The following is a 25,959-nucleotide window of genomic DNA, read 5'->3' on the forward strand; positions in this document are numbered from 1 at the left end:
CACAGGGGATTTGCGTCAGGCGGCCTGACGCAGTTCAGGTTTTGCTACGCCTTGGCTGCGGGCATCCGTGGGCCCGAACACTTCGCGCGGTTCCGGGAACAGGCTCAGCAGCGTCAGGTACACCACCGAAGCCAGCCCCAGGGTCACCGGCAGGCTGATGTCGATGCCGCCAGCCATCTCGCCCAGCGGGCCGACGAACTGCCCCGGCAGGTTGACGAAGCACAGGCCGACCGCCGCGCTCGGGATCCACGCGCCCAGACCACGCCAGTTCCAGCCGTGGTTGAACCAGTAGCGTCCGCCTTGCTCGCCGCGAGTGAACACTTGCAGGTCATCCGGGCAGTAGAAGCCGCGACGCACCAGCAGGCCGATGATCATGATCACCATCCACGGGGTAGTGCAGGTGATGATCAGCACGGCGAAGGTCGACACGCTCTGCACCAGGTTCGCGGCAAAGCGGCCGATGAAGATGAAGGCAATCGACAGCACGCCGATCAGCAGCGTCGCTTTCACTCGTGACAGCACCCGCGGGAATACGCTGGACATGTCCAGCCCGGTGCCATACAGCGAGGTGGTGCCGGTGGACATGCCGCCGATCACCGCAATCAGGCACACCGGCAGGAAGAACCAGCTCGGCGATACCGCCAACAGACCACCCACATAGTTGTTCGCTGCGATGTAGTCCGGCGCCTTGATCGCGACGATTGTCGCGGTGCTCAGGCCGAACAGGAACGGGATGAACGTGGCGATCTGCGACAGCACCACAGCGGCCATGATCCGTTGCTTGGAGGTGTCACGCGGGATGTAGCGCGACCAGTCGCCGAGGAACGCACCGAAGGAAATCGGGTTGCTCATCGCGACCAGCGCTGCGCCGATGAACGCCGCCCAGAAGCCCGGTTGCCCGAGGTTCACCGTGCCGGCGTAGTTCACATCGAAAGGACCGGCGAAGGCGAAGATGCCCAGCAGGAACAACAGGCTGGCGCTCCACACCGCGATCTTGTTTACCCACAGCAGAAAGCGGAAGCCGTAGATGCACACGGTCAGCACCAGAATCGCGAACAGACCGTAGGCCAGGCCCAGGGTCAGGTCGGTTTCCGGCAGACCGATCAGGCGTTTCGCCCCACCGATCAACGCATCCCCCGAACTCCACACCGAGAGCGAGAAAAACGCGATAGCGGTCAATAGCGACAGGAACGAACCGACGATCCGCCCGTGCACGCCGAAGTGCGCCCCGGAGGACACGGCATTGTTGGTGCCGTTGATCGGGCCGAACAGGCCCATCGGTGCGAGGATCAGCGAGCCGAGCAGCACGCCCGCCACAATCGCCCAGACGCCGGCCTGAAACGACAGGCCGAACAGCACCGGGAAACTGCCGAGCACGGCGGTGGCAAAGGTGTTCGAACCACCGAAGATCATCCGGAACAAGTCCGTCGGGCCTGCGGTACGTTCGTGGTCCGGGATCTGTTCGACCCCGTGGGTTTCAATTTGCGTAAGGCTTTGGTCGTTGGCTTTGTTGTTGTTATTCATGATCAGCTCCGATCATAAAGGCGCGCTCATCGTGCGTGAGCGTCACCTGTTTTGGCTAAGGGGGTGGCAGCCCTTCCGGCATTGCGGACAAATGTTCATGGCAGGCCAGCCAATGGCCTTGTTGTTCTAGGCTCGACGCTTGTTTCTTGAAAACAATCGTCTCGCGCTCCTGGCTGAAATGTTGCTCCCCTTGCATGCGCAGCTCGGTGGCCACGTCATGGACAAACACCGCTACGTCACCTTGCAGGCTGACGAAAGCGTTGCTCGAAGTGCACGACAACACTTCGAAGCCATCCTCGGCGCGCCAGCTATCCCACAACGCCTGATAGGCATCGCGCGACAGCAGCGGCTGTTCGAGGGTGTAAAACACGAAACTTGCATCGGCGCTGAACGCGCCGAAATAAGCTTCGCGATCGTTGCGAGCGAAGGCGGACACCAGATCGGCAGCCGCTTTCAACACCTGATCACGTTCGTTCATGGCCGAACCCTCAGCGGTGGACTACGCCAGGCAGTACGCAGAGCATTTCGTACAGCAGGTTGGCGGCCAGCAGCGAGGTGTTGCCGGTGGTGTCGTAAGCGGGCGAGACTTCTACCAGATCGCAGCCGATCAGGTCGAGGCCCTGACAGCCGCGAACGATTTCAATCGCCTGAATGGTCGTCAGACCCCCGATTTCCGGGGTGCCGGTGCCAGGCGCCCAGGCCGGGTCGATGCCGTCGATGTCGAAGCTCAGGTACACCGGACCGCCACCGACTTTCTCGCGCACTTCGGCCATCAGCGGTGCCAGCGATTTGTGCCAGCACTCTTCGGCCTGCACCACGCGGAAACCCTGATCGCGGCTCCAGTTGAAGTCGTCAGCGGTGTAGCCCTGCGCGCGCAGACCAATCTGCACCACGCGGTCGCAGTCCAGCAGACCTTCTTCGACGGCGCGACGGAAGGTTGTGCCGTGGGCGATTTTCTCGCCGAACATGTGATCGTTGACGTCAGCGTGGGCATCGATGTGCACCAGACCGACCTTGCCGTGCTTCTTGTGAATCGCCCGCAGGATCGGCAGGGTGATGGTGTGGTCGCCACCCAGGGTCATCGGGATCACGTTGTGCTCAAGGATGTTGTCGTAGGCTTCTTCGATGATGCGTACGGCGTCGAGCAGGTTGAAGGTGTTGATCGCCACGTCACCGATGTCGGCGACCGACAGCGAGTCGAACGGCGCGGCGCCGGTGGCCATGTTGTACGGGCGGATCATCACCGATTCGGTGCGGATGTCGCGCGGCCCGAAGCGAGTGCCGGGGCGCAGCGAAGTACCGATGTCCAGTGGCACGCCAACGAAGGCAGCGTCCAAGCCGGCAGCGGTCGGTACATGGGGGAGTCGGAGCATGGTGGCGATGCCGCCGAAGCGCGGCATTTCGTTGCCGCCCAGTGGTTGGTGAAGAATCTTGTCCACGGGTAGGGCCTCATCGTCTTTGTTTTATTTATGTCGGCGCACCGTTGAACACAGGTTCGGACGCCGCTGTGGGGCCGATTCTGCGAAATGTAGTGCGGGGGAAGAATCGCTACGGGCAAAAACTTAGTTCAGATTTTTCTAAACTAATGATGAGGCCCGGGATAGACTCTTCGACCATGTATTGATGGCCCTGTGGCGAGGGAGCTTGCTCCCGCCGGGCGGCGAAGCCGACCCAAAACCCCACGACTCGGTACACCTGATCAACTGTATTTGCCGGGTTTGCGACTGCTTCGCAGCCGAGCGGGAGCAAGCTCCCTCGCCACAAGGGATGTGGTGTGGTGCAGCGTTCTACGCACCTGTGATCCTTGTTTGTGGAGTACTTGATGGCCAACGCTTTACCCGACCTGAAACTATTGCGCATCTTCGTCAGCGTGGTCCGGCATCAGGGCTTTGCCAATGCGCAGCAGGAACTCAACCTGTCGACCTCGGCGATCAGCACCTACATGAGCCAGCTCGAAGCCGCGCTCGGTCTGGTGCTGTGCCATCGCGGGCGGGGTGGGTTCAGCCTGACCAGCAAGGGTGAGCTGTTCCATCAGGAAACCCTGCGCCTGCTGGCCGAGCTCGAAGGCTTCGAGCAATACGCCGCCGCGCTCAAGGGCGAACTGCGTGGCACGCTGAATCTCGGGGTGATCGATTCCACGGTCAGCGACAAGGCCTTGCCGTTCGCCGAAGCCATCGGCGCCTACAGCCAGGAACACCCGGCGGTGCATTTGCACCTGTCGGTGATGAGCCCCTACGAACTGCAACTCGGTGTGCAGGACAATCGCCTCGATCTGGCCATCGGTGCGTTCTCCACGCGCATGAGCGGTCTGGTGTACATGCCGCTGTACCGCGAACAGCACTGGCTGTATTGCAGCAGCCGGCATCCGCTGTTCAACGAGCGGCGGATTCCCGAGCAGGTCATCACTCAGCAGCGCATGGTCGGGCGTGGTTACTGGAGTCAGGCGGAGCTGGCGCGTCATGGTTTCAAGCACAGCGCGGCGACTGTGGAAAGTATGGAAGCGCAGCTGATTCTGGTGCTCTCTGGTGCCTACATCGGTTACTTGCCGGAGCACTACGCCCAGGCCTGGGCTGACAAGGGCGACTTGCGCGTTTTGCTGCCGGCGACTTTCGGTTATCAGGCGCCGTTCTCGATGATCATGCGCCGTGGCCGCAGCCGCGAACCGCTGATCCAGACCTTCCGTGATTTGCTCAAAGCGCAGTTGAATCAGGCGTAAAGACCATGTCCAGACCCCAATGCCCGCGCTGCCTGCGCCCACAAACCCATTGCCTGTGCCCGCTGATCCCGAGCCTCGAGAGCCGCACCCGGGTGTTGCTGTTGCAGCATCCGAGCGAGGTCAATCACGCGCTCAACACCGCGCGATTGGCGGCGTTGGGTTTGACCAATGCCGAGCTGATCGTGGGGGAAGTCTTCGAGGATTTACCCGCGCTGCTCAACCGGCCGGGGTATCAGGCGCGGTTGCTGTTTCCCGCCGACGATGCGCAGCCGATGCAGGCTTATCGCGAGTCTGACCAACCGCTGCTGTTGGTGGTGCCGGACGGCACCTGGCGCAAGGCGCGCAAGATGCTCCATCTCAACCCGCTGCTGGCGGCGTTGCCACGGGTGACGCTGGCCGCGGGCGGGGTGTCGCGTTATCGGTTGCGCAAGGCACCGGGGCCGGGGGCGTTGTCGACGATCGAGGCGATTGTGCAGGCGCTGGAAACCCTTGAAGCGCCGACCACGTTTGCGCCGTTGCTCAAACCGTTCGAGGCGTTGATCGAGGGGCAGATTGCGGCGATGGGGGAGGAGGTTTTTCAGCGTAATCATTCAAAATAATGGGTGTTGGTGCGGGCCTCTTCGCGAGCAAGCCCGCTCCCACAGGGAAATGCATTCCAACTGTGGGAGCGGGCTTGCTCGCGAAGGCGTCGGATCAATCGCCGCAAATCTCTACAATGCCTACCGCTCACGCATCGCCTCGGTCCGTGCCTTCAGCACCGGTTTGAGCAGGTAATCCAGCACACTTTTCTCCCCGGTAATAATGTCCACCGTCGCCACCATCCCCGGGATGATCAGCAGCGGTTTCACATCCCCGCCCAAGTGGTTTTTATCGGTGCGCACCTGAATCAGGTAGAAGCTGTTGCCCTTGTCATCGGTGATGGTGTCGGCGCCGATCAGCTCCAGTTTTGCGCTCAGGCCGCCGTAGATCGTGTAGTCGTAGGCGCTGAACTTGACCATGGCTTTCTGCCCCGGATGCAGGAACGCGACGTCTTGCGGACGGACCTTGGCCTCGATCAACAGGTTGTCTTCCAGCGGCACGATTTCCACCATGTCGCTGCCCGGCTGCACCACGCCGCCGATGGTGTTGACCTTGAGTTGCTTGATCACTCCGTGCACCGGCGAAGTCACGGTGGTGCGGCTGACCCGGTCGTCGATGGCGATGCTCGACGCGGTGATTTTCGACAGGTCGGTGCGTTTCTGATTGAGGTCCTTGGCGGCGTCGGAACGGAAAGTCTGTTCCGATTCGTCGATCTTGCTCTTGATCTCGTTGATTGCCGATTCCGCCCGAGGGATTGCCAGGGTCGTCGCATTCAGCGAACCGCGAATCTCTACCGCGCTGCGCTTGAGCCGCAGGATCTCCACCGGCGACACCGCACCAGTGCCGACCAGTGGCGCCGACATGTTCATCTCTTGCTGCAATAGCGCCAGGCTGGAACTGTACTGACCTTGCTTGGAACGAAACTCCGCCAGTTCCTGGGTCTTCTGCCGCAGCTGTTCGGTAAGGGTGCGTTGTTCGCTGGCCAGGCGGCGCTGGCGTTGGTCGTACAGCGCGCGTTCGTCTTCGGCGACCTGTGGCGCCTTGGCGATCACCTCGTCAGACAGTTTGAACGGACGGCCCTCGGCTTCGGCGGAGAGGCGCTCGACTTGCGCGGTCAGCGCGTAACGGTCGGCCTCGCTCTCACCTTTGTTCGACAGGAAACGCGTGTCATCCAGGCGCAACAGCTTGTCGCCCTTGTTCACCATCTGCCCTTCACGCACAAAAATCTCTGTGACGATCCCGCCCTCCAGGTTCTGGATCACCTGGACCTTGCTTGACGGAATCGCCTTGCCTTCGCCCATGGTCACTTCTTCAAGCACGGCGAACTTGGCCCAGACCAGCGCACTGATCAGCAGCGCCGCCGCCAGCCACACGGTGATCCGCGACCAGCGCGGCGAATCCTGCAGCGCCGCGCCAGCGGTTTCCGGCATGAACTCGGCTTCGGCGCTTTTGCCGAAACTGTTGAAGTAGCCGCGCTCTTTCGAAGATGAAGCTGACATGCGGCGATACCCCTCAATCAAGAGAAACCAAGCCAACGCGAACCTGTGGCGAGGGAGCTTGCTCCCGCTGGGTTGCGCAGCAGCCCCAAAAATCTTGTGGGCGCTGCGCACCCAAGCGGGAGCAAGCTCCCTCGCCACAGACAGTAGGTGGCCACAGGTTTGTGTTGCATCGACTAAACCGCCGCCGAGCCGACGCGGCCCTTGCGCAGTGCATCGATGACCGCTTCTTTCGGGCCGTCGGCGACGACCCGGCCGTTGTCCAGCACCAGCAATCGGTCCACCAGGCTCAGCATCGAGGTGCGGTGGGTGACCAGCAGCAGTGTTTTGCCTTGAACCCAGCCGTGGAGCTTCTGGCGCAGCAGGTCTTCGCTGCTGTTGTCCATGGCGCTGGTGGGTTCGTCGAGCAGCATGATCGGTGGGTCGAGCAGCAATGCCCGAGCGAGTAAAACGGCCTGACGCTGGCCGCCGGAAAGTAGCTGGCCGCGCTCGCCCACTGGCCGGTCGAACCCTTGTGGATGCTGGCGGGCCAGTTCGGTGACGCCTGTCAGCTCGGCGACTTCGAGCATGCGTGAATCGCTGATGTAGCGGGCGCCGAGGGTCAGGTTGTCGCGCAGGCTGCCGGCCAATAGCGGCAGGTCGTGGGCGACATAACCGATCTGCTGGCGCAGGTCGGCGACATCCAGTTGCCGCAGGTCGAGGCCGTCGAGCAGCAACTGGCCTTCCTCGGGTTCATAGAAGCCCATCACCAGCCGCGCCAGGGTGCTCTTGCCCGAGCCGCTGCGGCCGATGATGCCGATCCGCTCGCCGGGTTTCATGCTGAAGCTGACGTTGCTCAGCGCCGGCGCGTTCTGGCCGTTGTAGTGAAAGGTCACGCCGCTGACGTCCAGCGCACCTTGCAGTTGCGTGCGTTCCAGTGGCCGCTGCTTGCCGTCGCGCTCCTGCGGTAGGCCCATCAGCGCGTCGGTGCTTTTCATGGTCAGTTGCGCTTGCTGGTAGCGGGTGATCAGCCCGGCGATCTGCCCCAATGGAGCGAGCACCCGGCTGCCGAGCATGTAGCTGGCCACCAGCGCACCGACGCTGAGGTTGCCGGCGATGATGCTGTAGACCCCGGCAACAATCGTCGCCATACCAGAGAACTGCTGGATGAACAGCGTGCCGTTGGTCGCCAGCGCCGAAAGATTGCGCGCATGGCTGTCGAGGCGGGTGAGGGCGCCGTGGGTGCTTTCCCATTTGTGCTGGCGCTCGCTTTCGGCGCCGCAGGCCTTGAGGGTTTCCAGACCACCGAGGGTTTCGATCAGCAGCGCCTGCCGTTCGGCGCCGAGGCTCAGACTCTTTTGCACGGTGTCGCGCAGGCGTGCCTGAATCACCATGGCGAAGATGATCGTGATCGGAAACGCCAGCAGCGGAATCACCACCAGCCAGCCACCGAGCAGACCGATCACCACCAGCATCAACACCACGAAGGGCAGGTCGATCAGGCTGGTCAGGGTCACCGCGGTGAGGAATTCGCGCAGGCCCTGAAAGTCATGAATGCTCTGGGCGAAACCGCCGATGGTTGCCGGCCGCGCCTTCATCGCCATGCCGGTGATGCGCTCGAACAACGTCGCAGAAAGGATCACATCGGTTTTCTTGCCCGCGGTGTCCAGCAGGTGCGCGCGCACCACCCGCAGCACCAGCTCGAAGCCGGTACCGATCAGCAGGCCGATCGCCAACACCCACAGGGTCGAGGTGGCCTGATTCGGCACCACGCGGTCGTAGGTCTGCATCACGAACAGCGGCACCATCAGACCTAAAAGGTTGATCAGGAAACTGGCGAGGATCGCATCGCTGTACAGCCATTTCGACAGCTTGAGGGTGTCGCGAAACCAGGCGTGGACCCGTGGCACCAGCGGTGAGCGCAAGTCTTCGAGTTCGTGGCGCGGACGGGCGAACAAGGCCTGGCCGCTGTAGTGTTCGGCGAGTTCTTCGCGCTCGACCCATTGCTCGCCGCCATCGGCTTCGCTGGGCAGGATCAGCGCCTTGCCGTCGTCGCCGAAACGCCGCAATACGGCGGTGCGCCCATCCTTGAGCAGCAACAGAATCGGCAGATTCAGCGCAGAAAGATCTTTCAGTTCGCGGCGCAACAGACGCGCCTGTAACCCGGCCCGGGCCGCTGCGCGGGGCAGCAGATCCAGGCTCAGGCGTTGCTTGTTCAGGGGCAGCCCGGCGCTCAGACTGGCGCGACTGACCGTCGCGCCATGCAGTTTGCAGAGGATCAACAGACCGTCGAGTAACGGGTCATCGAAGCTCAGCCGCGGATCGATCCCGGAGTGTCCGCCTTCGGCCATGCTGGTCATATTGATCGCCCCTGTAATGACTTGTCCAACCTGTGGCGAGGGGATTTATCCCCGATGGCTGCGCAGCAGCCCCATGGATCTCATTGCTGCTCAAATCTTTGGGGTCGCTGCGCAACCCAGCGGGAGCAAGCTCCCTCGCCACAATGGATCGTGGGACTTACTTCAGCTCGGGCAGGCGCGCTTCGTTTTTGACTTCGGTCGCCGCAATCGCATCCGCCGGCAGCACCACCCGTTGCTTGCTCAGCAACTGGCCCATGTTCGCCAGCACGCGGTACATCGAATATTCCTCGGTGTAGCGGATTTCGGTGTAGCGGCGGTTGGCGTTGTAGAGCTCGTTTTCACTGTCGAGCAAGTCGAGCAGGGTGCGTTGGCCGAGGCCGAACTGATCCTGGTACGCCGCGCGCACACGCTTGGTGGTCTCGGCGTATTCGCGGGCGGTCGGGGTCTGTTTGTTTGCGTTGACCATGGCGTTCCACGCCAGGTGGATGTTCTCGTTCAACTGCCGCAGGGCGTTGTTGCGGATGTCCATCGCCTGATTGATCTGGTGCGCATCGGACGCCAGACGAGCCTTGTCGCTGCCGCCACGGAACAGGTTGTAATTCATGATCACACCCACGCGCCATTCGTTGTCGTGGCCTTCATCGCCTTGCACGTTGTTGTTCGCACCCACCGCCGCTTCGGCGTCGAATCGTGGGTAGAACGGCGACTTGGCGACTTCATACTGGCTCTCGGCCGACTGCACGTCCGCCTGCGCGGATTTCAGATACGGGTTGTTCTCGACCATGCTCTGCTGGGCTTCCGGCAGGCTGGTGGGGATTTCGCCGCGAGTCGACGGTGGCGCTTCGAGCTCATCGGGCATGCGCCCGACCACGGCGTAGAAGTTCGATTCGGCGTCGGCCAGATCGACTTCGGCGGTGTCGAGGTTGTTTTGCGCCAGCGCCTTACGGGCCACCGATTGATCGGAGTCGGCGGTACTGCCGATGCCGCGCTGGGTGCGCAGGCCGATCTGATCGTTGACCCTCAAGTGCGCTTGCAGGTTGTTCTTGGCCAGGGTCACCAGTTCGCGGCGCTTGAGCACTTCGAGGTAGACCTCAATGGTGCGCAGGGCCAGATCCTGGGCAGTGCCTTGCGCGTAATAGGCGCGCGAGTTGGACACGCCCTTGGTGCGCTCGACCTCGTTGGCGGTGTTGAAACCGTCGAACAGCATCTGCCGCAAGCGTAATTCGGACTGGGTGTAGTTGAGGATTTCGGTGTTGTGACCGCTGGGAGTCAATGCCCGCGTATTGGTGTTGTCGCTGTAGCCGCGACCGTAAGCAGCGTTCAAATCCACGGACGGATAAAAGCCGCCCTTGGCCACTTTCACCTGCTCGTCAGCTGACAGCTTGGCGTCCACGCGCGAGGCGAGTTCTGGGTGGGTGGCGATGGTGCTTTGTATCGCGTCGGTCAGGTTCATGGCCTGAGCTTGGGAAGTGCAAGCCATGGCCAGCAAAACCGCGCTGCAGAGGGGGGTTAAAACGCGCATGGGGTGCATCTCCCTGGTCCTGATGGTGTGTTACCGTCGCCAAATATTTGACGAAATTTTGAGGTTTAAGCGTTTCACTCTTGTAACAACAGAGCTAAGAACATCCTGAAGCGTAGCTAAGAAAAAATTTTCATAAGGGTTATGCCGAAAAAAACTTATGCGCTTTGTAAAATCCAGCACATTGTTCAGCACGAAAGCCTTTGTTTTCCGCGCATCAGGGTGCACGGAAAGGCTTGAGGAAAGTTCCATTCACTTTGCGACATACGGCGAAGTAATGCTGAAGGGGAGGGACGCGTAGCGGCAGATGAGCGACATTTTTTTGTCACTCGGGTGATTCACCACCGTTACGTAGCGTTAGTGGGTTTGCTGCATTGATCAGGAGTTTTAAGTGCTTGATCGCACTGAAGTTTCCTTGTTTGCGCTACCTGCGAAACGAACTGCCGAGGTGTGAGCGTCACCCCGGCAACCCGATTGAGCCATGGGCTGCTTCGCGAACCAGTGCCGACGGTGGTCGGCAGCGGAGGAAATTCACATGGCAACGCTCATCGGGATCGTCACTAAAGTCATTGGTCAGGTTTTTGCGCAGGGCACCGACGGCACTCGCCGCGCCCTGGTCGAGGGCGATCGCCTGTTTGCCGGCGATCAAGTGATCACCGGGGCAGAAGGTGCCGTCGCCGTTCATCTGCAAAATGGCCACGAGTTGACCCTGGGTCGCGACAGCAGCATGACCATGACCGGGCAGCTGTTGGCCAATCAGGCGCCGCATGTCGATTCGCCAGAAGCGCTGACCCCGACCGAAGCGCAATTGACCGACGTTGAGCAAATCCAGAAAGCCATCGCCGCCGGTGAAGACCCGACCAAAGCCGCCGAAGCGACTGCTGCCGGGCCGAATGCGCCAACGGGTGTACCGGGGGAACTGGGTGGTGGCCACAGTTTTGTGTTGCTGACGGAAGTCGGCGGACGCGTCGATCCGCGAATTGGTTTCCCCACCGCCGGTTTCAACGGGATTCCCGAGTTTCCCCTGGAACGGCACTACATCGTCGATAACAACGGCGACAACACTCCGGCGCCAGTGGTGCCGCCAGCGGTGAATAATCCGGTGACGCTCAGTGGCCTGTCGGTGCCGGGCGGTGAACTGACCGTCAACGAAGCCAATCTGCCCGACGGCTCTGCCGCCAACCCCGCTGCGCTGATTCAAAGCGGCAGCTTTACCGTGAGCGCCCCGGACGGTCTGAGCAGCCTGAACATCGGCGGCATCAACGTGATCAGCGGTGGCGTGGCCGTCGGTTTTCCGCAGTCGATCACCACCCAGTTGGGCAACACCCTGACCATCACCGGTTATAACGCCAGCACCGGCGTGGTCAGCTACAGCTACACCCTCAATGGCAATGACGCCCATCCGGCCGGTGGCGGCGCCAACAGCCTGAGCGAGCATTTCACCGTGACGGCGGGTGACAGCAATGGCGACAGCGCCACCGGCTCGCTCGACGTCAACATCATCGACGACGTGCCCCGAGCGGTGAATGACAGCAACACCGGCACCGCGTCGGAAACCAATCTGACGTTGACCGGCAACGTGCTGACCAATGACGTACAAGGTGCTGACCGCGTCGCTGGCGGGCCGGTCACCCCCGGTACTTTCACGGGAACCTACGGCACTTTGGTACTGCACGCCGATGGCACTTACACCTACACCCTGAACACCAGCGACGCCGATTTCAAAAACCTGCACGGTGGTGGCAACGGTACTGAAACGTTCGCCTACACCATCACCGATTCCGACGGTGACAGCAGCACCGCGAATCTGGTGCTGCAGATCCACAACAACGACGATCCGGTGACGATCAATAACGGTATCAATGGCGGCGTGCTGACCGTGAATGAGGCCAATCTCGGCAGCGGCAGTGCGCCCGATGCAGCGGCGTTGACGCAAAACGGCAGCCTCACCATCACCGCGCCGGACGGCGTCACCACGCTGATGGTGGGCGGTATCGCCGTGGTCACCAATGGCGTGGCCGCAGGCTTCCCGCAATCGATCACGACGCCTTTGGGCAGCACGCTGACCGTCACCGGATTCAACGCGGCGACCGGCGTTCTCACCTACAGCTACACCCTCAATCACAACGACGCGCACCCGACCGGCAATGGCGCCAATACGTTGCCCGAACAGTTTGCCGTGACGGTGACGGACGACAACGGCAGCACCGCCAATACCACCATCAGCGCGAACATCATTGACGACGTGCCCAAAGCCGTCGATGACAGCAACACTGGTACTGCCTCGGAAACCAACCTGACCCTGACCGGCAACGTCCTGACCAACGACGTACAAGGCGCCGACCGCGTACCCACCGGCCCAGTCACTGCCGGTACTTTCACCGGCACTTACGGCACGCTCGAACTGCACACCGATGGCACTTACACCTACACGCTGAACCCGACCGATGCCGATTTCAAAAACCTGCATGGCGGCGGCAATGGCACCGAAACCTTCACCTACACCATCACCGATTCCGACGGCGATACCAGCACCGCGAACCTCGTCCTGCAGATCCACAACAACGACGATCCGGTGGTCATCAGCGGCCTGGATGTGAACGGCGGCGAACTCACCGTTTACGAAAAAAACCTAAGTACCGGTAGCGCTCCTGACGCTAATGCACTGACCCAAAGCGGCACCTTCACGATCACCGCTTTGGACGGCGTGACAACGCTCACTGTCGGCGGCATCGCGGTGGTCACCAACGGTGTGGCCGCAGGCTTCCCGCAATCGGTCACCACGCCATTGGGCAGCACGCTGACCATCACTGGTTTCAACGCGGCCACCGGTGTTGTCAGCTACAGCTACACCCTCGACCACAACGACGCCCATCCAACCGGCAATGGCGCAAACAACCTGCCGGAACAGTTCGCCGTCACGGTGGTGGACGACAACGGCACCACCGCCAACGCCACACTCGACGTCAACGTGATCGACGACGTGCCCAAAGCAGTGAACGACAGCAACGCCAACACCGCCTCGGAAACCAACCTGACCCTGACCGGCAACGTCCTGACCAACGACGTACAAGGCGCCGACCGCGTACCCACCGGCCCAGTCACTGCCGGTACTTTCACCGGCACTTACGGCACGCTCGAACTGCACACCGATGGCACTTACACCTACACGCTGAACCCGACCGATGCCGATTTCAAAAACCTGCATGGCGGCGGCAATGGTACTGAAACGTTCACCTACACCATCACCGATTCGGACGGTGATACCAGCACTGCGAACCTCGTCCTGCAGATCCACAACAACGACGATCCGGTGGTCATCAGCGGCCTGGATGTGAACGGCGGCGAACTCACCGTTTACGAAAAAAACCTAAGTACCGGCAGCTCTCCTGATGCCAATGCGCTGACCCAGAGCGGCACGTTCACCATCACCGCACTCGATGGCGTAACGACGCTGACCGTCGGCGGCATCGCGGTTGTCACCAACGGCGTAGCCGCAGGCTTCCCGCAATCCGTCACCACACCGCTGGGCAGCACGCTGACCATCACCGGTTTCAACGCAACGACCGGCGTGGTCAGCTACAGCTACACCCTCGATCACAACGACGCCCACCCAACCGGCAATGGTGCAAACAACCTGCCCGAGCAATTCGCCGTCACCGTGGTGGACGACAACGGCACCACCGCCAACGCCACCCTCGACGTCAACGTGATCGACGACGTGCCCAAAGCCGTCAACGACAGCAATGCCAACACTGCGTCAGAAACCAACCTGACCCTGACCGGCAACGTTCTTACCAATGATGTACAAGGCGCTGACCGCGTACCGACCGGCCCAGTGACTGCCGGTACTTTCAACGGCACTTACGGCACCCTGGAACTGCACACCGACGGCACTTACACCTACACGCTCAACCCAACCGACGCCGACTTCAAAAACCTGCACGGCGGCGGCAATGGCACCGAGAATTTCACCTACACCATCACTGACTCGGACGGCGATACCAGCACCGCGAACCTCGTCCTGCAGATCCACAACAATGACGATCCGGTGGTCATCAGCGGCCTCGACGTAAACGGCGGCGAACTCACCGTCTACGAAAAAAACCTCAGCACCGGTAGTGCTCCGGACGCCAATGCACTGACCCAAAGCGGCACCTTCACCATCACCGCTTTGGACGGCGTGACAACGCTCACTGTCGGCGGCATCGCGGTGGTCACCAACGGCGTGGCCGCAGGCTTCCCGCAATCAGTCACCACGCCGCTGGGCAGCACGCTCATCATCACCGGTTTCAACGCAACGACCGGCGTGGTCAGCTACAGCTACACCCTCGATCACAACGACGCCCACCCAACCGGCAATGGTGCGAACAACCTGCCCGAGCAATTCGCCGTCACCGTGGTGGACGACAACGGCACCACCGCCAACGCCACCCTCGACGTCAACGTGATCGACGACGTGCCCAAAGCGGTGAACGATGCCAACACCGGCACCGCTTCGGAAACCAATCTGACGCTGACCGGCAACGTTCTTACCAATGATGTACAAGGCGCCGACCGCGTACCGACCGGCCCAGTCACTGCCGGGACTTTCAACGGCACTTACGGCACGCTCGAACTGCACACCGACGGCACTTACACCTACACGCTCAACCCGACCGACGACGATTTCAAAAACCTGCACGGCGGCGGCAATGGCACCGAGAACTTCACCTACACCATCACTGACTCGGACGGCGATACCAGCACCGCAAACCTCGTCCTGCAGATCCACAACAACGACGATCCGGTGATCATCAACGGCCTGGACGTGAACGGCGGCGAACTCACCGTTTACGAAAAAAACCTCAGTACCGGTAGCGCTCCTGACGCTAATGCACTGACCCAAAGCGGCACCTTCACCATCACCGCACTCGATGGCGTAACGACGCTGACCGTCGGTGGTATCGCCGTGGTCACCAACGGCGTGGCCGCAGGCTTCCCGCAATCGGTCACCACGCCATTGGGCAGCACGCTCACCATCACCGGTTTCAACGCAACGACCGGTGTTGTGAGTTACAGCTACACGTTGGATCACAACGACGCCCACCCAACCGGCAATGGTGCAAACAACCTGCCCGAGCAATTCGCCGTCACCGTGGTCGACGACAACGGCACCACCGCCAACGCGACCCTTGACGTCAACGTGATCGACGACGTGCCCAAAGCGGTGAACGACAGCAATGCCAACACTGCGTCAGAAACCAACCTGACCCTGACCGGCAACGTTCTTACCAATGATGTACAAGGCGCTGACCGCGTACCCACCGGCCCCGTCACCGCTGGCACCTTCACCGGCATTTACGGTTCGCTCGAACTGCACACAGACGGCACTTACACCTACACGCTCAACCCAACCGATGCCGATTTCAAAAACCTGCACGGCGGCGGCAATGGCACCGAAACCTTCACCTACACCATCACCGATTCGGACGGCGATACCAGCACCGCAAACCTCGTCCTGCAGATCCACAACAACGACGATCCGGTGATCCTCAACGGTCTCGACGTCAACGGCGGCGAACTCACCGTCTACGAAAAAAACCTTGGCAACGGCAGTGCGCCGGACGCCACGGCACTGACCCAAAGCGGCACCTTCACCGTGACTGCGCTCGACGGTCTGCAAACCCTGACTGTCGGCGGTATTGCCGTGGTCACCAATGGTGTGGCCGCAGGCTTCCCGCAGTCGGTCACCACGCCGCTGGGCAGTACGCTGACCATCTCCGGCTATAACCCGACCACGGGTGTCGTGACCTACAGCTATACCCTGGTGCATAACGACGCACACCCGACCGGCAACGGCGCCAACAGCCTCACCGAGAATTTCAACGTGGTCGCCACCGATGGCGACGGCAGCACGGCGTCGGGGCAGATCAACGTCAACATCATCGATGACCTGCCGACCGCCAAGGCCGACACCGGCTCGGTGACGGAGGGCGGCACGGTCAACATCAGCGTGCTCGGTAACGACGTCACCGGTGCCGACGGCGCAGCGGCGGGTGGGGCTGTGGTGGGCGTGCGTGCCGGCAGCAACACCGCGAGCTCGGCGATCGGCGGCCTCAACAGCAACATCAATGGCACCTACGGCTACCTGACCCTGGACGCGGCGGGCAACGCCGTTTACCACAGCAACCCGAACTCGGTGAGCCCGCCGGGCGCCACCGATACGTTCACCTACACCATCCGCGATGGCGACGGTGACGAAAGCACTACCACTATCACCATCAACGTTGCCGACAGCAAACTCGTGGCCTCGGTGGATCAGGACGTGACGGTCTACGAAAAAGCCCTCGACCTGACCAAGGATGGCCAGGACCTGGCCCCCGGCACGGTCACCGGCAGCGATCCGACCAGCACCGGCGAAACCGCCACCGGCACACTGGTTGGTGCAGTCACCGGTGGCAGTGGCGCGATCACGTACACGTTGGTCGGCAGTTCAACCGGCCAGTACGGGCAGATCCAGCTCAACGCCGACGGCACGTACACCTACACCCTGACCTCGGCGCCGAAAACCACGCCAAGCGCCAACGATGGGGCCAACACCCTCAGCGAAAGTTTCACCTACAAAGCCACCGATGCCTTGGGCAACAGCACCACCAGCACCATCGTGGTCAACATCGTCGATGACGTGCCCAAAGCCGTGCCGTCGGATCGCTCGGTGGCGGCGGTAGAGATCGACTCCAACATCCTCATCGTCCTCGACATTTCCGGCAGCATGGCCGACGCGTCCGGCGTGCCGGGCCTGTCGCGCCTGGCGTTGGCCAAACAGGCGATCAGCGCCTTGCTCGACAAATATGACGACCTCGGCGATGTGAAAGTGCAACTGGTGACCTTCAGCAGCAGCGCCACTGACCGCACCTCGGTGTGGGTCGATGTGGCCACCGCCAAAACCCTGCTGGCCGGCCTCACCGCCGGCGGCGGCACCAACTACGACGCCGCCGTGGCGGCGATGCAGACCGCGTTCAACACCGCCGGCAAACAGGACGGTGCGCAGAACATCGGTTACTTCTTCTCCGACGGTAAACCCACCGCCGGCCAGGAAATCGGCAGCGCCGACGAGACCGCACTCAAAGCCTTCCTTGATGCCAACAACATCAAGAACTACGCCATCGGCCTGGGCAGCGGCGTGAGCAACGCCAACCTCGATCCATTGGCCTATGACGGCATCAGCCACACCGACACCAATGCGGTGGTGGTCACCGACCTCAATCAGCTCAACTCGGTGTTGTCGGGCACCGTAGTTGGCGCGCCGGTCACCGGCTCTCTGCTGGGTGACACGGGCACCTTCGGCGCCGATGGTGGTTTCATCAAATCCATAGTGGTCGATGGCACCACGTACACCTATGACCCGAAAGCCAACGGCGGCCAAGGTTCGTTGGTCGCGAGCGGTGGCACCAACCACGGCACCTTCGACACCACGACCAACACCCTGAGCATCGCCACCAACAACAGCGGCACGCTGCAGATCAACCTCGACACTGGCGATTACACCTACATCTCACAGAAAACCACGACCACCGTGATCACCGAGAACATCGGTTTCACCCTCAGCGACAACGACGGCGACCTCGCCAGCTCGACGCTGACCGTGAAAGTGATCCCCAACTCGCCACCCGTGGCGGTCGACGACCATGTCATCACCAACGTGCTGTCGAGCACGGTCACGGTGCCGGGCGAGTTGTTGCTGGCCAACGACAGCGACCCGGACGGCGATCCGCTGACTGCATCGCCAACCACCTTCAACACCGGTTGGGCGGCCAAGGGTGCGGACTTCACCGGCACCGGCGCGATCAACTTCGCCGGCACCGGCAACACCGCCGCCAACCAGAATCTGGCCGACGTGCGCAGCGCCTTCACTGCTAATGCCACGGCGATGACCGCAGTGCTGGTGGTCAGCGGCTACCTCGGCGCGGTGACCACCGCCAACGCCAACGATGAAGACCTGATCACCGTCAAACTGAAACAGGGCGAAACCCTCAACCTGGATCACAACCTGGCGGCCGGGCACATCACCATGGAGTACTCGGTGAATGGCGGCGCGTTCGTCAGCATCGCCGACGGCGGCACCATCACCGCCAGCGCCGACGGCACCTACCAGATTCACGTCACCAACATCAGCAACACCAGCGGCAGCAACCCGACGGCGGCGGAAAATTACCAACTGACCATGACGGTCAACTACGCCGGCGCCCACGACGTGACGCCAGACTTCAACGGCACCTACACCGCCAACGACAACCATGGCGGCAGCGACACGGCCGACGTCAGCATCACTTATCAGGACGGTCATACGCTCACCGGTACGTCGGGGGATGACATTCTGGTGGCCGGCACCGGCAACAACATCCTTAACGGTGGCGACGGCAATGATGTGCTCAGCGGCGGTTCAGGCAACAACGAAATGCACGGCGGCGCCGGCAACGACTTGCTCTACAGCGGCCCGGGCAACGACATCCTCGATGGCGGTACCGGCATCGACACCGTGAGCTATGCGCATGCGACGGCCGGGGTCACGGTCAACCTGAGCCTGCTCGTGCCGCAAAACACCATCGGCGCTGGCATCGACACCATTACCAACGTCGAAAATCTCATCGGTTCGAACTTCAATGACACCCTGACCGGTGACAACAATAACAACGTGATCAACGGCGGTCTGGGCAACGACATCCTCAACGGTGGCGGTGGCGATGACCTGCTGATCGGCGGTATGGGCAACAACACCCTGACCGGCGGGCCGGGAGCCGACACCTTCCAGTACCTCAAGGGCAACAGTGGCCACGACACCATCACCGACTTCACACCCGGCACCGACAAGCTCGACCTGTCGCAACTGCTGCAAGGTGAAAACAGCACCACCGCATCGCTCGACGACTACCTGCACTTCACCGTCACCGGCAGCGGCGCGTCGGTACTGACCAGCATCAATGTCAGTGCCATCGCCGGCGCGACGCCGAACCAGACCATCGACCTGGCCGGCGTCAACCTCGCCAGCCACTACGGCGTGACCCCGGGGGCGGGTGGGGTGATCGCCAGCGGACACGACACGGCGACGATCATCAGCGGCATGCTCAATGATCATTCGTTGAAGGTGGACACGGTGTGATCGAGGCCTGAAACGACAAGACCCGCCGTTCCGATCAGTCGGGACGGCGGGTTTTTTCTGTCTGGAGAACGGTGTTGCCAGTGAGCCAGCCTTCGCGAGCAGGCTCGCTCCCACATTGGATTTATGCTGCTCACCATTTTGTGAACAACAAAGCTGCCCGTGGGAGCGAGCCTGCTCGCGAAAGCGGCCTCACAGTCGACCAATCCCTGACTGAATGCTCTCGGTCAAATTGTGGGAGCTGGCTTGCCAGCGATGGCGGTCTGACGGCCGATCAATATCCAACTGAATGCACCCAATCCAATTGTGGGAGCCAGCCTGCTGGCGATGGCGGCCTATGAGCCGACCAATCCCTGACTGAATACTCCCGGTCAAATTGTGGGAGCTGGCTTGCCAGCAATGGCGGCCTGACGGCCGATCAATATCTAACTGAATGCACCCAATCCAATTGTGGGAGCCAGCCTGCTGGCGATGACGGCCTACCAGTCGACCAATTCCCAACTGAATGCACTCGGTCAAATTGTGGGAGCTGGCTTGCCAGCGATGGCGGCCTACGAGCCGACCAATCCCCAACTGAATGCACTCATTCCAACTGTGGGAGCGGGCTTGCTCGCGAATGCGACCAGCCAGACAACATCAAAACAACAGAGCAGACTCCGCACATAAACGCACCCTCGCAACCACGTTTAAAGTACACGAACCGTTACGCCATAACGGCTACAACGCCTTGCGCCGTTACCTACGCGTACGCCAGAATCCGCCGGCTTACACGGCTATGGGCCGGGCTTTATCGTTTCCCTGTCACTGCAAATCAGTGATCGGGTTTGGTAGCCCATTTCGGTACGGTCGTATGGCATCACCTTATGCAGCCTCTCTTTTGCGGCTCAGCTTTATATGGTGGACATGCGTGGGGCTCACTCGTGAGCGCCGGGTTCCGTATCGACCGGTCTACCAACCCGCGCATGGCCGCCACCCATCGTTTGGTAGCGAGGGTGATGGCTCCTATTTCTCGATACGGAGTTTCATCCATGTTCAAAGCCACACCCAACCCCCGGACGTCGATCCAATCCCATACGACCCGGCCCTCGACCCGCAGAAGATAAAAGCGGCAACCGACCGCGCCATCAACTTCTACCTCAACCCCGGCGCACTGAAGATCTCCATCCCCTCAGTACCGTCAGGCAAATCAAGCAGAATCTTCCTCATCGACCCCACCGTGGACGAAGAAACCTTGCTCGTCGAAGCCTGCGAATCATTAGCCGCCCCCAGCGACATGGCCCGCGGCATGGCCCGCGACATCGGCGACGTCGTCGACAACCCACAGCGCCGGGCGATGCTGATGCTGCATCAGGTGATCATGCTCAGTGAACTGATGGTCAACCGAGTGCTGGACGGCCGCCGCGTGCCGAACTAATCACGCGGCCCTTTGTAGGAGCTGCCGAAGGCTGCGATCTTTTGATTTTGTTTTTCAAGATCAAGATCAAAAGATCGCAGTCTTCGGCAGCTCCTACAGGTCGTCATTCATTCAAAGTGCCTCGATCGGAGTTCCAGCTGATGTCCGAAACCCCACCCAATCCGCCGGCCACAGACCCGGTGTCACCCTACGAATCCCTCAACTCCAGAAAACTCCACGAAGCCGCCGAACGCGCCCTCGACCACTACCTCGCGCCCGCGCACATCATGGCAACGCCTTACACCCCCAGCAGCATGTTCATGGTCAACCCGCAAACCGACACCGAATCCCTGCTGGCCAACGCCTGCGAATCCCTGGCCTCGGCCACGGTCATGCTCGGTGACTTTGCCGGGACACTGGAAGGGCCGAGCCGCAATACCGCGCTGGGCATTGCCCAAGTAGTAATGCTGGGGGAGTTGGCGGTGAATCAGGCGCTGGATAATGTTGGGTCTAAGGAATAGGCGCTGGCAGATCTGGCCTCTTCGCGAGCAAGCCCGCTCCCACAGTGGATCTGCGTTGGTCACTGCTGCCGGAGGGCAGTTGCGGTTCCGTGCGGCCGGGGATTTCCGGTTCACGCAGGTCCTTGGGAATTTCTCTGGACGGTTGAATGAGCATGCTGGCAACTCCGGTTGGAAAAGGGGCGGCACAGGGATTTAAGGCTCAGGTGAGGCGGGTTGGCTACTGTCAGAAATTACAGGTGGGGGCGTATTTGCGACGAGTGGTAACGACCACAAGGTGAACATTGACTTCACCCCCGGCACACGACAGATCAGCGGCAGGCTCAATGATCATTCGTTGAAGGTGGACACGGTGAGATCGAGGCCTGACACCAAACCCAATCTGCCGGCCACAGATCCGGTATCACCCTACGAATCACTCAACTCCAGAAAACTCCACGAAGCCGCGGAACGCATCCTCGACCACTACCTCGCGCCCGCGCACATCATGGCAACGCCGCCGAATCCCTATCCAGGTTGGGATCGAGACTGCTCGCGAAGAGGTCATTATCTGCACCGAATTTTGCGCTGCGCACCTCGGTGGTTTCCGATGGACGGTAGCCATACCTGTAATTTCTGACAGTAGGCAGGGCTTCTTGCCGGGCATTAAATGAAGCCATCACTCAAGCAGCTCAAACCGCGCTGCCCGTCACTGTCGAAAAGGAAGGCCGGAAATGGCGAAGCCCAAAGAACCTGGCGAACGGTCACACATCGAGGATGCACCTGTGGAGGCGATGCAGATCGATGCGCCGACAGTGCCTGCCGTGCTTGATCCCGATGACCCCTGGGGGTTGTTGCCATTGTCGGCGCTGAATGAGGATCTGAGCGTCGAGTTCATGGATTTTGAACAGGGTTTTCCTTCGCCGGGCGAAGAAGATCTGGTCGAGCTGGGCTTCATGGAAAAGAATGCGACTTTTCGAATGGTCGCTTTTAAGTGGTATCCGACCGAAGACCCCATCGACTTTCCGCAAACCCTGAAAGTACCGAGTTATCTGCTCCAAAATGAAGGTGCTTTCGAGGTGGCGATCCGGATTTCCAGGTACGGCAGCAATCCGGTTGAAGGTGACCGCAAAACCCTGACCATCGATAAAACCAAACCCAATTACGGCCGCTCACCGGGCCCGGTGGAATTCCCGGCCGCGCTGGGCGGCGTCATCAACGAAACCTATCTTATCCGCGAGGGTGAGGTCAGTGTTCTGGCACCTTTCTATGACGATGTAAAGGCCGGGGATCGCGCGAGGTATTACTGGACCGCTAACCCGAATCCGCCTGACTCAGAGATTGCGATACGCGAGCAAGAATTCAGCGCGGAAGATATCGCCGCCAGACAGTTGCGTATCACCGTGTACGCCGACGAGATTCGTGCCGGGGCGGCAGGTCGACGCGCCCTCTATTACTTTTTGAGGGACCGGGCCGGTAACGAAGGGCCCCGCTCCATTCTCTCGTGGATCGAGGTTGACCTTTCGCCCGCGCCGGGTGCGCTGCAGCCGCCCAAGGTGCCGTTGTCTGACCGAGGGCTGATTGATCGGCAACAGGCTCGTGAAGGTGTCGTTGTTGAAGTCCCTGAGTACGACTATGCAGACGCCAGCCACTGGGCCGCCATTTTCTGGGATGACATCCTCGTCGATGAAATTCCAATTGATCCGTCGGACTTTCCAGCGATTGCTCCAGTGCCATGGAAGAACCTGCATGACAAGGGCGACGGGCCACGGCAGGCCGATGTCTATTACCGGATTCGCCAGGGTTCGAGCTATGGACCTCCTTCTCCGCCGACGGCCGTTCCCGTCAACCTGACGCTGGCGGGGCAGGATCATGCCAACGCACCGGCGTTGATCAACGCAAACCTTGCACAGGTTGAGGTTTACGGCGAAAAAACCGCCACCCTCAATACCTTGCTCACCGCCGACTACGGGTATCCGGCCACGGTGAGTCTGAAGCTGTACGACGCGCCACAGGCGGGGCAGGTCATTGAGCTGTACTGGGGAAGTTACCCCGGGTTCGTCGCCCGTTATGAGGTCGAGGCTTCAGATGTTGCTGGCAAAACAGTCAAGCTTTCAGTGCCCTGGAGCGTCATCGACACCGACAAGCAGAACCCGGCACTCCCGGTTTATTACACCACCAGCAATGGCGTGAATCAGCAGCGGTCGCTGCCGACTCCGGTCAGGGTGGCCATCGTTCTGATAACAGGATTGAAAGAGCCGCTGTTTCCGGATGCTGGAATAGAGGGGGCGCTTCATTGTTGTTCCAGACCCAGGCTCTGGGAAGGCGTCAGAGTCAGAATCCCGGCTGATGCCCGCATCGAAAACGGCGACATCATCACGTTGGTCTGGCAAGGCTGTGCCGGGCTCAACGGCACCGAGCCGATCGACGGTACTTACGCAGAAATAACCAGGGAGCTGACGACGCTGCAGCCGGGTGAGGATATCGACTTTGTCGTTGACGACTACGACACCCTGATTGCGCCCATGGTCAATGAGGGTTCCGCATTGGTTTATTACCGGTTGAAAAAACGCAATGGCGGCCGAGGTAATTCGGATGATGATTACGTGATCATCAATCGCACCATGCCCAGCGGTGAAATATGTTCACCCACCAATGATTTATGTAAAGAAAACTGACGGGTTTTCGCTACGTGAAAGTGCAGTACATGCCCGGTATCTGTCTGGAAGTTCGTAGTGGGAACAGATGGCCTGGCGCATCCATTTGATCAGGAGAGCAGATAATGAATAATTTGAAAGTGTTATCCAAGGCAGAGGCTGCCCGTAGAAAACTGTATGTGTTGCGTCAGTCGCTGAAGACTCGGGCGGGCATAGCGCCGGAGGTTGTAGACTTATTACCGGCACTTCCAGGCGATCAAAACATCAAGAAGTTGCAATCAGATCGTCAGGGGAAAAATTGCGATGTACAAGTCCTCGATGTGGAAAGGCCTGAAGGTTCTGGGCCAGGGGAATTATGGATCGCCTTGTTTAAAGGAGCGCAGCTCGTTTCAGAGGATTGGACGGAAGTACCTGCATCGAGTGATGATTTTATATTGGAATTGTCAGGGCTTTACACCGGCACTCCTGGCCTGTTTGACTTGACGTACGTAATTAATTACGGTGGTGTTGATACTTCATCTGAAGTGTCGCGGTTTTATATCGACAATACGCCGCCTAATCATAATAACCCGGGGGAGGCTCCGGTGCCGCCTGCCGAAGTGATTGGTGGAGTGTTGACGCGTGAATATCTGGACAAAAACATTGAAGTAACCATGAGTATTGATACGCCCAATGATGCCGCGACGGGTGATAGTTACGCTGGTTATTATGCAGGTGTTCCTACGCAGCCCTTCATGATGGGCGATGATTTGACTGTTCCTATCGTGATAAAAATTCCTACCGCTACAATTAAGGGTGTGGGTGAAGGGAAGCGTGATTTTTATTGCAGGTATAACGATCGAGTGGGGAATATCGGGCCGGCGGGAGACCCGTTTACATTTGATGTGCAACTGACACCAACCCCCACCGACTTGAAACCACCAGAGGCACCGGCGAACGATGATGGTGTGATCGACCGGAAGGACTCCTTTCCTTCTCTGGCAGTGGTTATTCCAACATTTTCCAATGGCTCGCCAAATGACAAGGCCGTGGTCACGTTCGATGGAAAAGAGCAACCCGGCGTACCGACCGACGGCACCAGTGAAGTGATCGTCGATGTTCCTTATGCAGATGTGGCGGCCGGTGGCGACGGGCCTCGGGATGCACGGGTGACTTACGTCATCGATCGAAATGGCAAGGAATTTCCGGAAGCAACAGGGGCGACAGTCTCGATCGATTTGACTATCGCCGGCCCCGTCAATCCTGAACCCGATCCGGAAGTGGGTAATCCTAATCTGGACGAACTGGTCGTCAAGGGCTCAACCAAAGATAACGAGTTGGTGGAAGCTGACAAAGGCAATGATATCGCCATAGATCTGGATCTCCCGGCGGGTGTCAAGCCAGGCGACCTTATCACCCTGGTGTGGCAAGGCGAAAAAGTTGCGGCGCCAGAGGGTGTGTATGAAGTGGAGGGAACGGAACCCCCTGACTTCAAAGTTCCCTTAACACTGCCATCAGAGGTATTTGAGAAAACCAAAAACGGGAAGAAAAAAGCACGTTATGTGATTACCAACCCGGCCAACGGTGAAAATGAAAACCCATCCCCGCCTACCGAAGTTAAAGTCTATATCTATCCGGTGACCTTGCCTGATCCGGTCATTCAGAATCTTTATGTCAATCCGGGGAAAATCACGTATCTGAATTGCACTTCGCTTCGAGATATTCCGTTCATTGGGTTGGCTGGAATTATCCGAGTTCGTCCTGCCGGCGGTTCGCTTGAGCAAGGTATGAAGTTGCTCTTTACCTGGTCGCGCAGAAAGCTGAGCCCGAGCGAACCTCCTATTGACGACTACCTGATCGAGAAAGTATTGCAGGGCAATGAGCATGTGGATGGCTTTGATGTGTACTTGCCATTCACTGAGGCGCTGCGGCCGATCAAGGACGGATACGGAAAAATCGTCTACACAGCGGAGATTGATGAGGAAACTCACTCCTCCAATGAACAGGAAGTCAGGGTCGTGGTCGCTGATTTCGACGAGAAATATTGCGACGAGTTAGACGATTAAATCCGCGTTTTGAAAGGCGGAGGCGTGCATTGCGCTTTCCGCCTTTCTGTTTTTA

At 60.0% G+C, this 25,959-nt stretch carries 12 protein-coding genes and 2 pseudogenes; 8 read left to right on the forward strand and 6 right to left on the reverse strand.

All coding sequences use genetic code 11. The features are described from left to right. Nucleotides 1–15 precede the first annotated feature (15 nt). The 3 genes from ACVHNU_RS04000 to speB are packed head-to-tail and all read right to left on the reverse strand — an operon-like array spanning nt 16 to nt 2,963. Nucleotides 16–1,524, reverse strand: a complete 1,509-nt coding sequence (locus ACVHNU_RS04000; RefSeq protein ID WP_262143090.1) for a purine-cytosine permease family protein — start codon at nt 1,522–1,524, stop codon at nt 16–18. Between the two features lie 55 nt (nt 1,525–1,579). Next, a complete protein-coding gene (locus tag ACVHNU_RS04005; RefSeq protein ID WP_003222716.1) occupies nt 1,580–2,002 on the reverse strand; it encodes a YybH family protein in 423 nt (140 codons plus the stop codon). 10 nt (nt 2,003–2,012) lie between these two features. Beyond that, entirely contained in the window at nt 2,013–2,963 is a 951-nt protein-coding gene (speB, locus tag ACVHNU_RS04010) for an agmatinase (protein ID WP_003222717.1), read from the reverse strand. Nucleotides 2,964–3,346: 383 nt separating this feature from the next. On the opposite strand from speB, the gene ACVHNU_RS04015 reads away from it, so the two are divergent. Together ACVHNU_RS04015 and ACVHNU_RS04020 are read left to right on the forward strand one after the other, a co-directional pair. Next, entirely contained in the window at nt 3,347–4,240 is an 894-nt protein-coding gene (locus ACVHNU_RS04015; RefSeq protein ID WP_007956593.1) for a LysR family transcriptional regulator, read from the forward strand. A 5-nt stretch (nt 4,241–4,245) separates the two neighbouring features. Then, entirely contained in the window at nt 4,246–4,839 is a 594-nt protein-coding gene (locus tag ACVHNU_RS04020) for a tRNA-uridine aminocarboxypropyltransferase (protein ID WP_473019055.1), read from the forward strand. A gap of 120 nt (nt 4,840–4,959) precedes the next feature. Here ACVHNU_RS04020 and ACVHNU_RS04025 read toward each other — a convergent pair whose 3' ends face one another. From ACVHNU_RS04025 to ACVHNU_RS04035, 3 genes are all read right to left on the reverse strand, one after another. Further along, entirely contained in the window at nt 4,960–6,318 is a 1,359-nt protein-coding gene (locus ACVHNU_RS04025; RefSeq protein ID WP_003222719.1) for an HlyD family type I secretion periplasmic adaptor subunit, read from the reverse strand. Nucleotides 6,319–6,491: 173 nt separating this feature from the next. Then, complete coding sequence (locus tag ACVHNU_RS04030; protein ID WP_473019056.1) at nt 6,492–8,654, reverse strand: type I secretion system permease/ATPase; 2,163 nt, start codon at nt 8,652–8,654, stop codon at nt 6,492–6,494. A 157-nt stretch (nt 8,655–8,811) separates the two neighbouring features. After that, complete coding sequence (locus ACVHNU_RS04035) at nt 8,812–10,176, reverse strand: TolC family outer membrane protein (RefSeq protein WP_473019057.1); 1,365 nt, start codon at nt 10,174–10,176, stop codon at nt 8,812–8,814. Between the two features lie 532 nt (nt 10,177–10,708). Here ACVHNU_RS04035 and ACVHNU_RS04040 point away from each other — a divergent pair. From ACVHNU_RS04040 to ACVHNU_RS04065, 6 genes and pseudogenes are all read left to right on the forward strand, one after another. Next, nucleotides 10,709–19,315, forward strand: a complete 8,607-nt coding sequence (locus ACVHNU_RS04040; RefSeq protein ID WP_473019058.1) for a retention module-containing protein — start codon at nt 10,709–10,711, stop codon at nt 19,313–19,315. A gap of 1,025 nt (nt 19,316–20,340) precedes the next feature. Continuing rightward, nucleotides 20,341–20,726 (forward strand): annotated as a pseudogene (locus tag ACVHNU_RS04045) (DUF6124 family protein). 140 nt (nt 20,727–20,866) lie between these two features. Beyond that, on the forward strand, nt 20,867–21,226 hold the full coding sequence (locus tag ACVHNU_RS04050) for a DUF6124 family protein (protein WP_473019059.1): 360 nt from the start codon (nt 20,867–20,869) through the stop codon (nt 21,224–21,226). A 349-nt stretch (nt 21,227–21,575) separates the two neighbouring features. Next, nucleotides 21,576–21,731 (forward strand): annotated as a pseudogene (locus tag ACVHNU_RS04055) (DUF6124 family protein); the annotation flags it as partial. 205 nt (nt 21,732–21,936) lie between these two features. After that, the gene (locus tag ACVHNU_RS04060; RefSeq protein WP_473019060.1) at nt 21,937–23,880 is read left to right on the forward strand and encodes a hypothetical protein; all 1,944 of its coding nucleotides are present in this window, start codon (nt 21,937–21,939) and stop codon (nt 23,878–23,880) included. Nucleotides 23,881–23,984: 104 nt separating this feature from the next. Beyond that, nucleotides 23,985–25,904 (forward strand): UreE family protein, encoded by a 1,920-nt coding sequence (locus ACVHNU_RS04065; protein ID WP_473019061.1) that lies wholly within the window; start codon nt 23,985–23,987, stop codon nt 25,902–25,904. The last annotated feature ends 55 nt before the right edge of the window (nt 25,905–25,959 follow it).

This window comes from Pseudomonas sp. Ors-4-3C, from assembly GCF_055755035.1.